This window comes from Mobilicoccus caccae, from assembly GCF_030161635.1.
Classification (GTDB): domain Bacteria; phylum Actinomycetota; class Actinomycetes; order Actinomycetales; family Dermatophilaceae; genus Mobilicoccus; species Mobilicoccus caccae.
This window is the reverse complement of sequence record NZ_BSUO01000001.1, coordinates 4,129,868-4,145,558: the sequence shown is the minus strand read 5'-3', so window position 1 is coordinate 4,145,558 and position 15,691 is coordinate 4,129,868. Positions and strand designations below refer to the sequence as shown.

Below are 15,691 nucleotides of genomic sequence, written 5' to 3'. Positions count from 1 at the left end.
CCCGGGTCAGCGGAGGACGGTGTCCTGCGGCACGTCGTCGTAGCCGGCGGGAGCCGCGGGCTCGGTGAGCGCGGTGCGGCGGGCGACCGCCTCGGACGGCATGAGCACCCACGCGACGGGATAGACGAGCAGCTGGCTGCCGGGCAGCAGCATGAGCGCGAGGATCAGCAGGGCGCGGACGGCCCAGGCGTCGAGGCCGTAGCGGCGGGCGATGCCGGAGCAGACGCCGCCGATGATGCGCTCGCCGTCGGGGCGCACGAAGCCGGCTTTGGCGAGGCTGGTGTGGATCGAGTTCATGGTGTCCTCCTCGGACTGTCGGTTCGTGTCGTTCTCCGTGATGACTCAACCCTCCCGCGGATCGCGGGCCGTTCCTATCGGGTGCGGCCCTGAGGCACCCCTGAGCCGTCCCTGAGTGGCGCTCGCCTCACCCCGAGCCGATGGGGGCATCGCCGCGGCGGCCTGCGCCGAGGCGCCCTCTGGCACAGTGGGGGGATGAGTCCAGCAGTGGTCGAACTCCCCTCGACGGCACGGCCGGTCATCGGCGCCCCCATGGCGGGTGGGCCATCGAGTGTCGATCTGGTCGTGGCGGTCGGTGAGGCCGGCGGTCTCGGAATGCTGGCCGCGGGGTACAAGGCGCCGCAGCTGGTGGCCGAGCAGATCGCCGAGGTCCGCAGCCGCACGGCGACTCCGTTCGGGGTCAACGTCTTCGTCCCGGCACGGTCCTCCTGCCTGCCCGAACGCGTCGACTCCGCCTCGGCCGCCACCGGCGTCGCCGACAGCGAGGGGCGGGAGCGGGCCGACCGCGTGGCCGTCGCCGCGTTCCGCGACCTGCTCGCCCACGACGAGCGCGCCGCGGGTCTGGCCCTGCCCGTGCCCGACTGGACCGACGACGACCACTACGACGACAAGATCGACGTGCTCGAGGCCGCGCGGGTTCCCGTGGCGTCGTTCACCTTCGGCTGCCCTCGCGCCGACGTGGTCGAGCGGCTGCACGCGGTGGGCACCAGCGTGGCCGTCACGGTGACGACGCGTGAGGAGGCCGAGGTGTCGGTCGACGTCGGCGCCGACGCCCTCATCGTCCAGGGGTACGAGGCCGGCGGCCACCGCGGCACCCACCGCGTCACCGACGATCCCAACGAACTCGACCATCTGGCGTTGCTGCCGATGATGACCGACCTCGGGGTGCCGCTCGTCGCCGCCGGCGGCGTCACCACCGCGGGCGACACGCGGCGGGCGCTGTCCTCGGGAGCCGTCGCGGTGCAGGTCGGGACGGCGTTGCTGCTCGCCGAGGAGGCCGGCACGAGCGCCGCCCACCGGATGGGGATCACCGACCCGCGCCTGTCCTCCGGCGTGACCCGCGCGTTCTCCGGCCGCCCGGCACGCGGGCTGCGCAACGGTTTCGTCGACCGCTACGACGCCTACGCGCCCGCCGTCTACCCGGCCGTCGACCAACTCACCAAGCCGCTGCGCGCCGCGGCGGCCCACGACGGCGACCTCGACGGGGTGTCGCTGTGGGCCGGAGCCGGGTGGCGTGCGGCGCGCGAGGCTCCGGCGGCGTCGATCGTCGAGGGCCTCGCGCCCTGAGTTCTGCCGGACGTCTCTCACCGGGCGGTGCGCGCCCGGTGAGGCGTCACCAGAGCTTCTTGTACTCCGCCCCCGACTTGGGGTTCTGCGGCTTGACCGACCAGATCGAGTTCTTCATGTGCTGGTCGGGCACGTTGAAGTAGTTCTCGAGCACGAGGACGTCGCTGTTGGCGCGAAAGAACGCGTGCATCTTGCGGATGTAGAACGGGTTGTCGCCGTTGCCGTCGTAGGCGTGGGTGAGGCCCCATTCGGGAAAGGACAGGCCCTTCTTGCGCTTGCGTGCGAAGTCGGCCACGTCCTGGATGCCGACGGAGTTCCGCGGACGCAGGGCGGCCCGCCACTGGCGGTCGGTCTTGGCCTTGAGCACGTCCCAGTCGTAGGTGTCGCACCCGATGAGGTCGACGACGTCGTCACCGGGGTACAGCTTGGTCAGGGAGTCCAGCCGGTTCTTCTGCTTAGGCAGTGGTGTGCCGCAGTTGATGTCGAAGTCGAAGACGAGCTTCGGGTTCTCCTTCCTCATCACCTGCACAACGCGGCGGAACGCGGCGCGGTACTGCCCGGCGGTGGTGGCGGTGGCCCGGAACGACATCCAGTCACCGTTGGCCTCCCACCCGACGCGGACGACGACGGGGCCGCCCTTGAACCGCTTGAGGTCTCGGGCGATCTTGCGGTAGGTCGGGTCCTGCCAGCCGGTGGCGACGCGCTTGAGCTCGGCGGGCTTGGAGTTCTCCGGCAGGATCGGCAGGCCGTACACCAGGGTTCCCTTGAAGCCGTGGTAGGTGTCGATGTGCCAGGTGGAGGCGCGCATCTCCTTCCACGTCTTGCGCTCGGGGAACGTCGGGGTGGCGTCCGAGGGCCGGCCGCGCCAGGTGCCCCACTTGGTCGCGTTGCGGGCGTTCATGAACTCCCCGGTCCAGGCGCCGCTGTGCCAGGGCAGTCCCGACCGCGGGGTCCCGAGGTACTTGCGGGCCATCGTCCCCGGCTTGCCGACCGCGGCGGCGCGGGACGTGACGGGCGCCTTCACCCCCTGGATCGTGGTCGTCGACGCCGGCGCCGAGGTCACGGCACCGGCCGGGATCGACGAGGCGAGAACCAGAGGTGCGGCGGTGGCCGCGACGAGGGCGGCGGCGAGCGGGCGCGAAATCACGCGGACGTCCTTTCGACAAGAGGGCGAAGCCACGTGCGAAAGCCGACGACACCCCCGCGTTCCCCCCGGTCCGCGTGACCCCCTCAGCCACCCCCGTGGCACGCCTGGACCGTAATCCGTGACGGGGAGATCTGCCCAGCCGTGGATGCCGACCTTCGGAACGACCGTCCAGGTCGCACGTCTGGATTCATCGGCGGACCAGGGGTTCTCAGGCGGATGACGACTCCGTCACCCGCGCGGAAGCGATCGGCGAATATCGCATGGCGAGATGCAGCAGGATCGTTTGTCGAGACGAGTAGGAGTCACCGTGGCCCGACGGTCGTCGTCGTTCCCCACCGGCTCGGGCCGCCACCCGACGGTGGCCGTCCGCACGCAGAGGACTCCTGTCGCCACCTGGACGCTCGTCCACATGTATACGACCACGGTATGCGACAGCGGGATTCGCTCTTATCGTGAAAAATGGACGACCCGGCCGAGATCGGCCGTCGACGGCATCATGTCGTTGCACCACTGCAGTCGCCCAGGTGGGTAATCCAGGGGGATGGACATGAAGGACACCACATCGCGCCGCGTACGCATCGCGACCGGACTCATCCTCGCTGCGGCCGTGATCACGCCCGGGGGCGCCCACGCCGCGCAGCTCCCCCGCCGCCCGTCGTACCGGGCTACGAGAACGTCGTCATCACCGAACGTCCGCTGAGCGGCCCGGCCCGACCTGCCGAGGTCACGCCGACGACGCCGGTCGTGGTGAAGACGCGGTCCACGACGGTGAAGACGACAGCCACGGCCAAGGCCGAACCGGCCGCCAAGCCCGCCAAGCCCGTCGCGAAGTCCGCCAAGGCGACGTCGGCGAAGAAGAAGGCCGCACCCGCCAAGAAGGTCGTCACGAAGACCTCGAAGAAGCCCGTCAAGAAGGTCGTCAAGAAGTCCGTGAAGAAGAAGGCCGTGACGTCCGTGAAGACGGCGACCAAGAAGTCGGTCGTCAGGACGACGAAGTCCGTGCGCACGACCGCCGCGCCGAGCTCCACGACGCGCGCGTAGCGGTCCGGCAGGCGCGGCACCGGCCGGATGCCCCCGGGCGGGCCGCACGGAGTACCGTCGGGTGACCGCCACGCCACCCCGGAGGCACCGTGACCTCTCAGAGCACGTTCGACGCGCCGCCCCGCACGGGACGCACCGAGCCACCCGGCCTGCGCACCGACGCCGCGACCCGCGCCGCCTACACCAGCGATGCCTCGATCTACCGTCGATGGCCTGCGGCGATCGTCGAGCCGCGGGATGCGACCGAGGTGCGTGAGGCCGTTCGATGGGCGCGCAGTCGTGGACTGGCGCTCACCTCGCGCGGGGGCGGAACGTCGGTGGCGGGCAACTCGATCGGCGAGGGCCTGGTCCTCGACACGAGTCGTCATCTCACGTCCGTCCGCATCGACCCGGCGGCGCGTACGGCGGTCGTCGGGCCGGGCGTCGTCTGTGACTCGTTGCGCGTCGCCGCGGCCGACCACGGGCTGACCTACGGCCCCGATCCGTCCACGCACTCCCGGTGCACGATCGGCGGCATGGTCGCCAACAACGCGTGCGGGTCGCACTCGGTGGCCTGGGGCACGTCGGCGGAGAACCTCGTGGCGTTGCGCCTCGTCCTCGCCGACGGCCGGGAGATCACGGCCCGTCGCGGCGGGTGCAGTGATCCGCGCATCGAGGCCGACCTGCGCGCCCTGGTCGCCGAGAACGAGGAGCTGATCCGCACCGAGCTCGGCCGATTCCCCCGCCAGGTGTCGGGGTACGGCCTGCACTACCTGCTACCGGAGCACGGGTTCGACGTGGCCAGGGCGCTGGCCGGGACCGAGGGCACGTGCGGGGTGTTCAGCGAACTCACGGTCACGCTCGTGGAGCCCCCGGCGGCGACGGCGTTGGTCGTGCTCGGGTACGACGACGTGTTCGCCGCAGCCGCCGACGGCGCGCGCCTGCGCCGGGAGGGGGTCCAGACGATCGAGGGGATGGGCTCCGACCTCATCGCGGCGTTGCGCACCCGCCCGGGCAGCGAGAACGCCGGGTCGACCCTGCCCGCCGGCGGTGCCTGGTTGTACTGCGAGGTCGCGGGGACCGATCTCGAGGACGCGGTCCGCGCCGGCCGGGAGCTGGCGGAGGTGTCGCGGGCAGGTGATGGCGCGGTCGTGGTCACCGACCCCGAGGAGACGCGGGCGTTGTGGCGGATCCGCGAGGCGGCGGCCGGCATCGCCACCCGGCGGGCCGACGGCGGCGAGGCGTGGCCGGGCTGGGAGGACTCCGCCGTCCCCGTCGACCACCTCGCCGACTACCTGCGCGACCTCTACGCCCTCATGGACCGGATGGGCCTGGCCGGCATCCCCTTCGGCCACTTCGGCGAGGGCTGCATCCACGTGCGCATCGACTTCGACCTGGGCACCGACGCCGGCATCGCGGTGTACCGCGAGTTCATCACCGCCGCTGCCGAACTCGTCGCCCGGCACGGCGGGTCGGTCTCCGGTGAGCACGGCGACGGCCGCGCCCGCTCCGAGATGCTCGCGCGCATGTACTCGCCCGAGATGCTGGCGCTCTTCGCCCGGTTCAAGGCGATCTTCGACCCCGAGAACGTCCTCAACCCCGGGGTGCTCGTCGATCCCGAGCCGATCGACGACCGCCTGCGTCCCGGGCCCGGCCTGCGCACGAACGTCACGATCCCGGTGCACGCACTCGCCCGCGACGGCGGCGACTTCGCCTCGGCCGTCAACCGCTGCGTCGGCGTGGGTGCCTGCCGCTCCGACACGGGGGCGATGTGTCCGAGCTTCCAGGCCACCGGCGACGAGGTCCACACGACGCGGGGCCGTGCTCGTGTGCTCGCCGAGATGCTGCGTGGTGAGCATCTGCGCGGTGGGTGGCGCAACACCGACACCCTCGAGGCGCTCGACCTGTGCCTGTCGTGCAAGGCCTGCGCGACGGAGTGCCCGGTCAACGTCGACATGGCGACGTACAAGGCGGAGTTCCTCCACCACCACTGGACCGGCCGGCTGCGCCCGCTCGCGCACTACTCGATGGGATGGCTGCCGGTGGCGGCCGCGCTGGTGACCAAGCTGGGAGTCGGGTCGATCATCAACCGCGCCATGCGATTCCGGCCGCTGGAGGTGGCGACGCTGCGCCTGGCGGGGGTCGAGCCGCGTCGCGAGATGGTGACGTTCGCCGACGAGTTGTCCCTCGCCGCCTGGTTCTCCACCCGCGCCCGCCGTGGTGAGGCGCCGACCCCGGCGCCGGGCGCGGAGACTCTCGTCCTGTGGCCCGACACGTTCAGCAACCACCTGAGCCCGCAGGTCGGCGTCGCGGCGGTCGAGGTCCTCGAAGCGCTCGGGTATCACGTCGTCATGCCGTCGGGCCCGGTCTGCTGCGGCCTGACCTGGCATTCCACGGGTCAGCTCGACATGACCAAGCGCGCCTTGTCACGTTCGCTGGCCGCGCTCGGCCCACACCTGGAGGCCGGGCATCGCATCGTCGGCCTGGAGCCCTCGTGCACGGTCATGCTCACCGAGGCACCCGAGTTGTTGCCCGAGCATCCCCACGCCGGGAGGCTGCACGACCTCGTGACGACGTTCGCCACGGTCGTCGCCGACCACGTGGAGTCGTCGACCTGGCCCTTCGGCACGGTGGAGGCGTCCGCGGTGGCTCAGGTCCACTGCCACCAGAAGGCCAAGGGCAGTTACGACCCCGATTCCAGGGTGCTGGCCGAGCTGGGCATCGACGTCGACGTCGTCGGTGGCGGATGCTGCGGCCTGGCGGGCAACTTCGGCTTCGAGCCCGGCCACCACGAGGTGTCGACGGCGTGCGCCGAACGCGAGCTGTTCCCCAAGGTCCGGGAGGCGGGCGAGGACGACCTCGTCCTCGCCGACGGATTCTCCTGCCGCACGCAGGTCGACCAGGGCACCGACCGCTCGGCGCTCCACCTGGCGGAGGTCCTCAGACGAGCTCTGAGGTAAAAGCCCTTGTCGTGGTGACCGGGGAGCGGTCTTCAGTCCAGGCCGAGCGTCACCAGGAGCGCCTGGTCGACGGCGCTCATCTCGTCGGCGTCGAGTCGCCCCGCGAAGTCTCCCAAGCGCGTCTCGGGGTCGACCACGGTGAGCTGTTCGACCATGACGCGGGTCTTGACACCGTCGATGTCGATCTCCGGCCGAAACGACGCACCACGTCGGCCGGTGGACGTCGGCGCGACGATCCAGGTGGAGAGCGGAAGGTCATCCGACTGCACGACGACCACGTATCGAGCGCCGGCTTGCTCGTGGCCCCGGACCTCCTTGGGAGCCCGCAACCGGTACAGATCACCACGCACGGATGGCGTCCATCTCTGCTGCGAGGGCGCGAGAAGCGGAGACGTCCTCGGGGTCGTTGCGCAGCGATTCGGCCTCGGCCCGCAGTTTCGTGCGGCGGTGGGCCCGCTCGGCGTCGAGGATTGCGCTCCTTGCCGCTTCCGAGCGGGACAGACCACCCTCGGTCAGCGCGGCCAGGGCGCGCTCGACAGCGTCGTCCGTGCGTATCGTCAGCGTGGCCATATGACAGATCGTACGACAGATGCGAGTGCCTGCGTCCTCGACGCGATCCGGGGCGCTTTCATGACGCGGCCGGGGCGGCGGTCCCCACCGCCACCCCGGCCCCTCGCATCCATGCGCTCGAGGGTCTCGCCTCTCCCATTCCCCTGCCACGTCGATCCCCATCGACGCGATCCCCGTACGCACCGATCCCCATCGGTGCGGTCATGCCTCCCCGAACCTGCATCCGCGCCGGTCCCCACCGGCACAGCCCCTGCCATCCGTCCCCACGGATGCGGGCGGATCCCCGGACGATCGGATGCTCCCCGGCATCCGCCCGGTCCGGCGTCCCCACGCCGCACCGTCCGCCCCGTTCTCTCGAACCGGACGCCCGTCCTGATCACCATTTGTACGCTTGTCCTGGACGCCTTGGCCAGCGCCGACCGCCGCGTTTGAATACATCCGCCGAATCAGCGAGCCCCGCGGCGACGTCCCCGCCCCGGGCCCCGAGAGGGGTCGGTCCCCGGCGGCGACGGACGGACGCGCACCCGGTCGATCACCCCGGGCACGCAGAAGTTGTACAACCGTCCAGAACGCGCGATCAACTCCGGATGCGACCGCAGGGATGCAACAGGTGGCGCGGCGCTCAGCCCTGAGCCGGGGACCAGGTGAGGACGCCACCGGAACCGGTGCCGACCAGCGTTCCGCGGAAGCCGTGTCCGGTGAAGGCGAGGGTTCCCGCGGTGTCGCTGACCACCCGGAACCCTGCCCCGGGCAGCGCCGAGCGGTAGTAGGAGAAGATCTCCTTCTCGGCGGGCTCCGACATGACCACGGACCCACCGCCGCCGGCGAACGAATGCGTCGCCTCGATCCCCGCCTCGGCCGGGAAGCCGAGCCCCGTCGGCACGCCCTGGATGGTGCGTCCGTCGACCTGCGCGACGGCGGTCTGCGCCGACGTCGCACCCGTCGTGGCTGTGGACGTCGCTGCCGGGTCGGTCGTGGGCGACGCGGTGTCGGCCGGCGACGACGTGGGCGTGCCGGTACCCGAGGGAGCTGTGGTCGTGCTCGTGTCGGTAGCGGTGCCCGTGTCGGTGCCCGTCCCGCTCAGCGTGTCGGTGGGCGTACCGGTGCCCGTCTCGGTGCCCGTGTCCGTGGCGGTGGTCGTCTCGGGCGACACCGTCGTCGGAGGGGCGGTGGTCCCCGTCTGCTGGGGCCCCTGGATGAACTCACCGAAGGGGTTGCCCTCGCCGCAGGCCGACAACGGCAGGACAGCGAGGACGAGTGCGCAGGTGGCGAGACGACGACGGGTCATGGCTACTCCTCGGCCGGATGTGTGGGTCCACTCTGCCGCGCCTTCGCACCCCAGACCACTCGTGAGGACCGTTGGACTTCAGACAGACCCACTCGACCCCCGGCACCGCTGGCAACACGGCCCGAACACGCACCCGGCGAGGCGGGGTAGGTTGCCGCCCGGAGGTGGCGGGATGACGGTGCGACGGCCGTGGCGCTCGGCGGAGCAGGCCACGCTGCTGGACGACCTCCGCGCGGGGCGTCCACCCACCCTGATCTGCACCGACCTCGCGCGCACCCCCGACGACGTGCACCGCCGCATCACCTCCCTGCTGGGCGAGGGCCCCACCGCTGCGCACGCGGGCGACGTCGCCGACCTCGACCTGTTGTGGTTGCGCCTCCGGGGCGCCCACGTCGCGCCGACCGCGCCGACCCCCGCGGCCGTCGCCGCGATGTGGCAGTCGATGTCGGGCGTCGCGCTCTCCCCCGCCCACCAGGACGAGCTGGCGCGCGACCCCGCCATCCCGGGGCTGGCGGCCGCCGGTCGCCACGCCCTCCTCGTCTCCGGACGGCAGGTCCTCGACGCGACCGGGCTCCTCGACCTCGACGAATGGCGCCGGGCCGCAACCGCCCTCGCTGCGCCCGCCGACCCCGGACCCGCGCGACGGGGAGCCGCCTGGACCGCCGCCGCGCGCCGCCTGCTCACCGCGGTCGTCGACGACATCGCCCCCGACGCACCACGCCGAGCCCTGCGCACGCACCTGTCCCTCGACGGACCGGGCGGGCACCCCACACGCGTCGATCACCCGCTCCGCCGGGCGGCCGTCGTCGAGGTGAGCAGGGCCGCCGGGGTCGCCGGACGACCCGCGGCGATCCTGCGCGACGTGCTCGTGGAGCCGCGCGCTGTCGAACTGCTGGTGACGAGCCTCGGGCCGAGCTTCGCCGCCGCGACCACGCTGGCGATGTTCGGCGGGCGCCACGAGACCGAGGCCCTGCGGGTGGCTGGACGGGTGACGTCCCCCTGGCGGCGGCCGCCCGATCTCGGACGCGGCGCGGTGGTGCGCACGCGCGTCGGCTGACGCAAGTCGAGCGCGACGCGCCCCCGGCACAGCGTGTGGGTTCTCTCATGCACGCCTCACGAGCAGCGACAACACAGCGCATACCGTTCTCGTCGTGCGTCTTTCGACTCGACTCCTCGCCCTCCTCGGGCTGCTCGCCGTCCCGGTGCTGCTCGCCCTCGCCAGCGAACAGCTCGCGGCGCGACCCGACGCACCCCTGATCCGGGAGCCCGTCGTCACGCTCGACGGCGTGTCCGACCCGCCGTCCGACGCGGCGCCGCCGCCGGAGGGCGACACCCCCGCCGAGCCTGTCGTCCCCACCCAGATCACGCGAACCGTCGGGCCGCCGCCCCCACCGGCCGAACCCGGCGACGACGCCGTCGTCGGCGGCAGCCCCGGCACAGCACAGAACTCACAGAACTCGGCACGGAGTTCGGGAGCGAGCACGCCCGGCACCGCCACCACGACGACCGAGGACGAGGAATGAGCAAGGACCCCCGCCCCACCGGATCACGCGTCTCGGCACGCTGGCGCATCGTCGGTTGGCTGCTGGCCACGATCTTCCTCGGCCAGCTCGCGATCGTCGTCACCGTCGATTCCACGTTGCGCGCCGACGTGGCCCGCCGCGCCAACGAGGAGGTCACGCAGGAGCTGGCCGAGTTCCGCGATCTCGCCTCGGACGGCCTCGATCCCGAGACGGCCCGGCCGTTCACCTCCGGCGAGCGCATCGTCGAGGTCTTCCTCAACCGCCAGCGTCCGGAGACGGGTGAGTACTTCTTCGGCCACTTCGCCGACGGGCGCGTGCGTGAGCTCTACGGCCCCGGCACGCGCGACGCCCAGGCGCTCGATCTGCCGAGCGACGCGGTCGCCATGGCCGAGATCGCCCGCAGCGAGTCCGGCATCATGACCACCGACGTCGGTGAGATGCGTTGGGGCAAGGTCGAACTGCGAGACCAGTCCGACCGGCCCGCAGGGCGCTTCGTCGTGGCGTTCTTCGTCTCCGAGGCCGAGGAGGAGGTCGAGCGGATCGTCCGGCTGCTCATCGGTGTCTGCTTCGGAGTCCTCCTGCTCACCACCCTGGTGAGTTGGCTGGTCGCCGGCCAGATCCTCAAACCGGTCCGCACGATGCGCCGGACGGCGGAGGCGATCAGCGCCCACGACCTCGACCAGCGGCTTCCGGTGCACGGCCGCGACGACATCGCCGCGCTGGGCCTCACGGTCAACACGCTGCTGGACCGTCTGCACCACAGCCTGACCACCGAACGACGGTTCGTCGACACCGCCGGGCACGAGCTGCGCGACCCGATCCGGCGCGCCCGCCGCCGCCTCGCCGACACGACCGGCGATCCACGCCTGGACGCCATCGAGGCCGACCTCGTGTCGATGGAGCGCACCCTGGACGACCTCGACGTCCTCACCTCGGCACGCCGAGCCGGGTTCGTCGCCGCCACGGACACGACGACGAGCGCTCTCGCCGACGCCGTCTCCGCACGCCTGCACCAGGTCGCCGACCGCGACTGGCGACTGCTCGAGGTGAGCGACACCTCGCTACGGGCCGACGTCGACAAGATCGTCACGGCCGCAGAGCAACTCGCCGAGAACGCCGCTCAGCACAGCCCACCCGACAGCCCGATCGACTGGTGGATCCGGTCGGTGGACGACGACACCGGCGTGGAGCTCGCCGTGCGCGACCGTGGGCCCGGAATCACCCAGGAGGTCGCCGAGACGGTGTTCTCGCGGTTCTCCGCAGAGACCGACTCAGCAGAGAACCGGCGGGCCACGGAGGCGGACGACGCCGCCGCTACCGACGGCGAGCCCGGCGACGCGGCAGGCAGTGGTCTGGGCCTGGCCGTCGTGCGGGCCATCGCCGAGGCCCACGGCGGCACCGCATTCGTGGAGAGCGAGCCGGGCCGGGGTGCGACGTTCGGACTCACCATCCCGAGAACCGCGACGGCGACGACAAGCACCGACACGACGTCGGCGGTGAACCGCGATGGCTGATCTGACCTCCTACCGCACGCCGGCGCCGGCCCCGGAGCTCCCGCCGTCCACGGGGATCGGTCGCGGATGGCTCGCCTCGCCGCGGCTGTGGTCGGGCCTGCTCGCCATCGCGCTCATCGTCCTGGTGGTCACCTCCGAGGGGCGCACGATCGCCGCCGACGGCACGACCCTCGACCTGTCCCGCGCGGGCGCCATCACGCTGGTCACGTTCATCGCCGCCGTGTGGGCGTGGGCCTTCACGCCGTTGGACGACACGTTCGTGGCGCTGCTCGCGGGGACGATCGTCGTGCTCTCCGGGGTCCTCGACAGCGACCGGCTGTTCTCGGCGTTGGGCGACGACACGATCTGGCTGCTCGTGGCCGCCTTCGTCATCTCGGCGGGGGTGACGTCCTCGGGGCTCGCCGACCGCGCCGCCTGCTGGCTCGTCACCGGCGCCACGGGCGTACGCGGACTGGTCCACCTCATCACCGCCGCCCTCGTGGTGACGACGTTCGCCGTCCCCGCCACCTCTGGCCGTGCCGCGCTCTCCCTGCCGGTGTTCATCGCCATCGGCACGGCCCTGATGTCCCAGGGCAAGCAGCACGAGCGACTCGTGCGCGCCCTGGCGTTGCTCTTCCCCACCGTCATCCTGCTCTCCGCCGTCGGGTCGCTGCTGGGTGCCGGCGCGCACCTGGTCACCAGCCGGGTCGTGCAGACCGCCACCGGAACCGGCTTCGACTTCGCCGAATGGCTGCTGCTCGGACTCCCGCTCGCGCTGGTCAGCAGCCACCTGGCCGCCGAACTCGTGCTGTTCGGGTTCCTCTCCCGCGAGGAACGCCGCCGCCCGGTCGCCCTGACGATCGACGCCCTCGCCGCGGCCTCACCCACGCCCGTCACCGGGCCGCTGAGCATCTACGAGACCCGAGCGGCCATCATCATCTCCACGGTCGTCGTGCTCTGGTGCACCGCGACCCTGCACGGCATCGACCCCGCGATCGTCGCGCTCATGGGTGCGCTGGTCACCACGTCCCCGCGCTACGGCTCCGCCCGCCTCAAGGACACCCTCAAGAAGGTGCCCTGGTCGTTGCTGCTGTTCATGGCGGCCACCCTCGCCCTCGGTGACGCCCTGATGACCTCAGGCGCCGCGGAGTGGATGGCGGCCAGCCTCTTCGCGGGATTGGGGATCACGAGCTCGCTGCCGTTCATGATCGTCGTCGTCCTCGTCTCGACGATGGCCCACCTCGTCATCCAGTCGCGGTCGGCACGGTCGGCGGTCCTCGTGCCGATCGTCGTCGCCCTCGCGCCCACGATGGGCGTCGCCCCCGACGCGGCGGCCTTCGCCTCCACCGCGGCGGCCGGGTTCTGTCACACGCTGCCCGCCTCGGCCAAGCCCGTGATGATGTTCTCCTCCATCGCCGAGGTGCCCACCTACGAGCCCTCCGACCTGCGCCGACTCAGCGTGGTCCTCGCGCCGGTGACGGCCGTCCTCGTCCTGCTCTTCAGCTACTTCGTCTGGCCCTTCCTCGGCCTGCCCCATTGATCGGCCGCGCCGCGCGCGACCTGCCACCACCCGCACTCACCCGCTCTCCCAGCGTCCCCCGGAGGTTCACATGCCCGCCGTCGTCCCCCACCGCTTCCTCATCGCGCCGAGCGGCTTCAAGGAGTCCCTCGATTCCACCGAGGTCGCCGAGGCCATCGGTCGCGGCATCCGTCGCGCCCTGCCCGGGGCGATCACCGAGCGCATCCCCATGGTCGACGGCGGGGAGGGCACCGCGGAGGCGCTGGCACGGTCGACCGGCGGTCGTCTGGTGCACCACCAGGTGTCCGGGCCCGTCGGCGACCCGGTCGACTCGCACTTCGCCCTCCTCGGCGGCGACCTCGAAGGCACCGCGGTCGTCGAGATGGCCGCCGCGGCCGGCCTGCGTCTGGTGCCCGCCGATCTGCGCGACCCGACCGCCACCAGCACGCGCGGTGTCGGCGAACTCGTCCTCGCCGCCCTCGACGCGGGGGCCACGCGCATCATCGTGGGCTGCGGAGACTCCGGCACGAGCGACGGCGGCGCCGGGTTCGTGCGCGCCCTGGGCGCCCGGATCCTCGACGTCGACGGCACCGAGATCGCCGAGGGCGGCGCGGCCCTGGCGGGCGCGGTGCGTCTCGACCTGACGGGCCTCGACCCGCGGGTGCGTCAGGTCGACATCCAGGTGGCGTGCAACATCCACAACGTCCTCACCGGCGAGCGCGGCGTGGCCCGGGTGTTCGGGCCGCAGAAGGGCGCGAGCCCCGAGCAGGTCGAGACCCTCGACCGGGCGCTCACGCGGTGGGCCGAACTGCTGAGCACCACCTGCGCCGACACCCTCGAGGAGCTGCACCTCGACGTGGCGACCGGCCCGGGCACCGGCGCCTCCGGTGGCCTCGGCGCCGCCCTCGCGGCCGTGTGCGGGGCGCACCTGCGCGAACGGTTCGAGGTGCTGCTCGACGGCGAACTCTCCGGCATCGACCTCGACGCCGCGATCGAACGCGCCGACATCGTCATCACCGCCGAGGGTGCCGTCGACTTCCAGACCCCCCGCGGCAAGGTGCCCGCCGAGGTCGCCCGCCGCGCCGAGGCCAAGGGCAAACCCTGCCTCGCCCTCGCGGGCTCCATCGGCGAGGGCGCCACCGACGTCCACGACATCGGGATCGGCGCCATCCTCAACATCATCACCATCCCCATGGACCTCGCCCAGGCCGTCGCCGAGGCCCAGACCCTCGTCGCCGACGCCGCGGAACGCGCCACCCGCCTCCTCGTGATCGGTGCGACGTTCGACGCGGACTGACCCGTCCGCGGCGCCGAAACCCCGGCCCACGGACCCGGCACCCGGACAATTTTCGTCGTCCTGCAACGTTCTTGACCAAACGCGGACTCAGGACGAAGCCCTCCGGGTCGACTATGGACATGAGCGCGGCGCCCCCTGAGCCGTGCAGCATGTCGAAGGGTTCTGCCATGGCGATCGACGGGCACGACGGCACGGACATCCGTCGCGTCACCGGACCGGTGGGCCCCGCCGGACCCGCGACGTTCGACGAGCGAGAGCTCGATCTGGCCGCGGCCGTCCGCACCCACGTGATGGTCCGCGACGCGTGCCTCGCCCCCGCGAGCGCCATCGCCGACAAGCTCGACCGGCTCGACCTGCGCCCGTGGGCGACCACCGACCCCACCGATCGGGCCGCCGACGGGGCGACCGGAATCACGGCACGGGTGAGCGTCGTGGCGCAGATGGCCACGCTGCGCCGACGCATCCGCGACACCGGCGCACTCCTGCCCAGCGAACGCCGCCGACTCGTCCTGCTCGACGTGCTCGCCTCCACCCAGGCGGCACCGGCACCCGACCTGAGCTGGTCACGGACGCCCGTCGACCTCATCGGCGAGGCCGCCGCCGGCATCGGCCACAACATCTCCGACGTCCGCCGACTGGCGCGACGGCTGGACATCGCCCGGCACGCGCTCCCGCCCGTCGAGATCGGGCCGTCGACCACCCGCGCCGTCGCCGAATCACTGCGGACGGTCGTCGGCCTCTCGGCCGGGGCCGCCGTGGCCCAGGCCGTCCTGCTGCTCTCCGACCGCGTACCGACCGGGTGGAGCCCCTCCTCCTGCGGCGCCGTGCTGCTCGACCCCGCCCCCGCCGGGCCGGTCCGCTTCCTCGGCACCCACGTCGCCCGCCACGACCTGGCCGCCTTCACCGACGACCTCGCCACCCTGCGCGTGGCCGCCGACCTCAGCCCCGTGATCCACCGCTACGCCGCCGCGATGCTGCCCGAACTCGCCCACGACCTCCAGCGGCTCACCGTGGCCGACAACGACGAGGAAGCGGCCGTCCTGCACATCGCCGGCGACCTCGCCCTGCGCACCGCCGCCCTGCTCCCCCGCGGGTTCCGCCGCTTCGACCGCGCCGGCCGCTCGGCACGGTTCGCCGTCTCCGACTGACCGGCCGAGGCGACCCACCGCCGCCGACACGACCGCCCGGATCCTCACGACGCGGGACGGATCCGCGCCGGAGACTCCGATCCACCGGCGCGCGGCCGATGGGGCGAGGAGCATCCTGCCTCTCCTCGCGTCCCCGAAAGGA

Annotated in this window: 15 protein-coding genes; 10 read left to right on the top strand and 5 right to left on the bottom strand. The window is 72.3% G+C overall.

Features of this window, described 5'->3' with window-relative positions:
- Window positions 1-6: 6 nt before the first annotated feature.
- Window positions 7-297, bottom strand: a complete 291-nt coding sequence (locus QQK49_RS20400) for a PspC domain-containing protein (RefSeq protein ID WP_284305590.1) — start codon at window positions 295-297, stop codon at window positions 7-9.
- Window positions 298-492: 195 nt separating this feature from the next.
- Between QQK49_RS20400 and QQK49_RS20395 the strand changes: the two genes are divergently transcribed.
- Entirely contained in the window at window positions 493-1,584 is a 1,092-nt protein-coding gene (locus QQK49_RS20395; protein WP_284305589.1) for a nitronate monooxygenase, read from the top strand.
- 46 nt (window positions 1,585-1,630) lie between these two features.
- Here QQK49_RS20395 and QQK49_RS20390 read toward each other — a convergent pair whose 3' ends face one another.
- Window positions 1,631-2,731 (bottom strand): glycoside hydrolase family 26 protein, encoded by a 1,101-nt coding sequence (locus tag QQK49_RS20390; protein ID WP_284305588.1) that lies wholly within the window; start codon window positions 2,729-2,731, stop codon window positions 1,631-1,633.
- Between the two features lie 547 nt (window positions 2,732-3,278).
- Between QQK49_RS20390 and QQK49_RS20385 the strand changes: the two genes are divergently transcribed.
- From QQK49_RS20385 to QQK49_RS20375, 3 genes are all read left to right on the top strand, one after another.
- Window positions 3,279-3,431 carry a hypothetical protein gene (locus QQK49_RS20385; protein ID WP_284305587.1) on the top strand — a complete coding sequence of 51 codons (153 nt, stop codon included), beginning with the start codon at window positions 3,279-3,281 and terminating at the stop codon, window positions 3,429-3,431.
- Between the two features lie 47 nt (window positions 3,432-3,478).
- The gene (locus tag QQK49_RS20380; protein ID WP_284305586.1) at window positions 3,479-3,772 is read left to right on the top strand and encodes a hypothetical protein; all 294 of its coding nucleotides are present in this window, start codon (window positions 3,479-3,481) and stop codon (window positions 3,770-3,772) included.
- A gap of 89 nt (window positions 3,773-3,861) precedes the next feature.
- Entirely contained in the window at window positions 3,862-6,711 is a 2,850-nt protein-coding gene (locus QQK49_RS20375) for an FAD-binding and (Fe-S)-binding domain-containing protein (protein WP_284305585.1), read from the top strand.
- Between the two features lie 32 nt (window positions 6,712-6,743).
- Here the strand turns inward: QQK49_RS20375 and QQK49_RS20370 are convergent, their stop codons facing one another.
- The 3 genes from QQK49_RS20370 to QQK49_RS20360 all read right to left on the bottom strand — a co-directional run bounded on the left by QQK49_RS20370 (window position 6,744) and on the right by QQK49_RS20360 (window position 8,569).
- Window positions 6,744-7,061: a type II toxin-antitoxin system PemK/MazF family toxin gene (locus tag QQK49_RS20370; RefSeq protein ID WP_284305584.1), complete on the bottom strand. Its 318-nt coding sequence runs from the start codon at window positions 7,059-7,061 to the stop codon at window positions 6,744-6,746.
- Window positions 7,051-7,281: a hypothetical protein gene (locus tag QQK49_RS20365; protein WP_284305583.1), complete on the bottom strand. Its 231-nt coding sequence runs from the start codon at window positions 7,279-7,281 to the stop codon at window positions 7,051-7,053. The genes QQK49_RS20370 and QQK49_RS20365 overlap by 11 nt, the downstream gene beginning before the upstream one ends.
- 622 nt (window positions 7,282-7,903) lie before the next feature.
- Window positions 7,904-8,569 (bottom strand): hypothetical protein, encoded by a 666-nt coding sequence (locus QQK49_RS20360; protein ID WP_284305582.1) that lies wholly within the window; start codon window positions 8,567-8,569, stop codon window positions 7,904-7,906.
- A 172-nt stretch (window positions 8,570-8,741) separates the two neighbouring features.
- On the opposite strand from QQK49_RS20360, the gene QQK49_RS20355 reads away from it, so the two are divergent.
- From QQK49_RS20355 to QQK49_RS20330, 6 genes are all read left to right on the top strand, one after another.
- Complete coding sequence (locus QQK49_RS20355) at window positions 8,742-9,626, top strand: hypothetical protein (RefSeq protein ID WP_284305581.1); 885 nt, start codon at window positions 8,742-8,744, stop codon at window positions 9,624-9,626.
- Window positions 9,627-9,720: 94 nt separating this feature from the next.
- On the top strand, window positions 9,721-10,092 hold the full coding sequence (locus QQK49_RS20350; protein WP_284305580.1) for a hypothetical protein: 372 nt from the start codon (window positions 9,721-9,723) through the stop codon (window positions 10,090-10,092).
- Window positions 10,089-11,606 (top strand): ATP-binding protein, encoded by a 1,518-nt coding sequence (locus QQK49_RS20345; protein ID WP_284305579.1) that lies wholly within the window; start codon window positions 10,089-10,091, stop codon window positions 11,604-11,606. The genes QQK49_RS20350 and QQK49_RS20345 overlap by 4 nt, the downstream gene beginning before the upstream one ends.
- Window positions 11,599-13,125: an SLC13 family permease gene (locus QQK49_RS20340; RefSeq protein WP_284305578.1), complete on the top strand. Its 1,527-nt coding sequence runs from the start codon at window positions 11,599-11,601 to the stop codon at window positions 13,123-13,125. The genes QQK49_RS20345 and QQK49_RS20340 overlap by 8 nt, the downstream gene beginning before the upstream one ends.
- A 70-nt stretch (window positions 13,126-13,195) precedes the next feature.
- Window positions 13,196-14,401, top strand: coding sequence for a glycerate kinase (locus QQK49_RS20335; RefSeq protein WP_284305577.1), 1,206 nt, complete (start codon window positions 13,196-13,198; stop codon window positions 14,399-14,401).
- Between the two features lie 149 nt (window positions 14,402-14,550).
- Window positions 14,551-15,549: a hypothetical protein gene (locus QQK49_RS20330; protein ID WP_284305576.1), complete on the top strand. Its 999-nt coding sequence runs from the start codon at window positions 14,551-14,553 to the stop codon at window positions 15,547-15,549.
- Window positions 15,550-15,691: the final 142 nt, after the last annotated feature.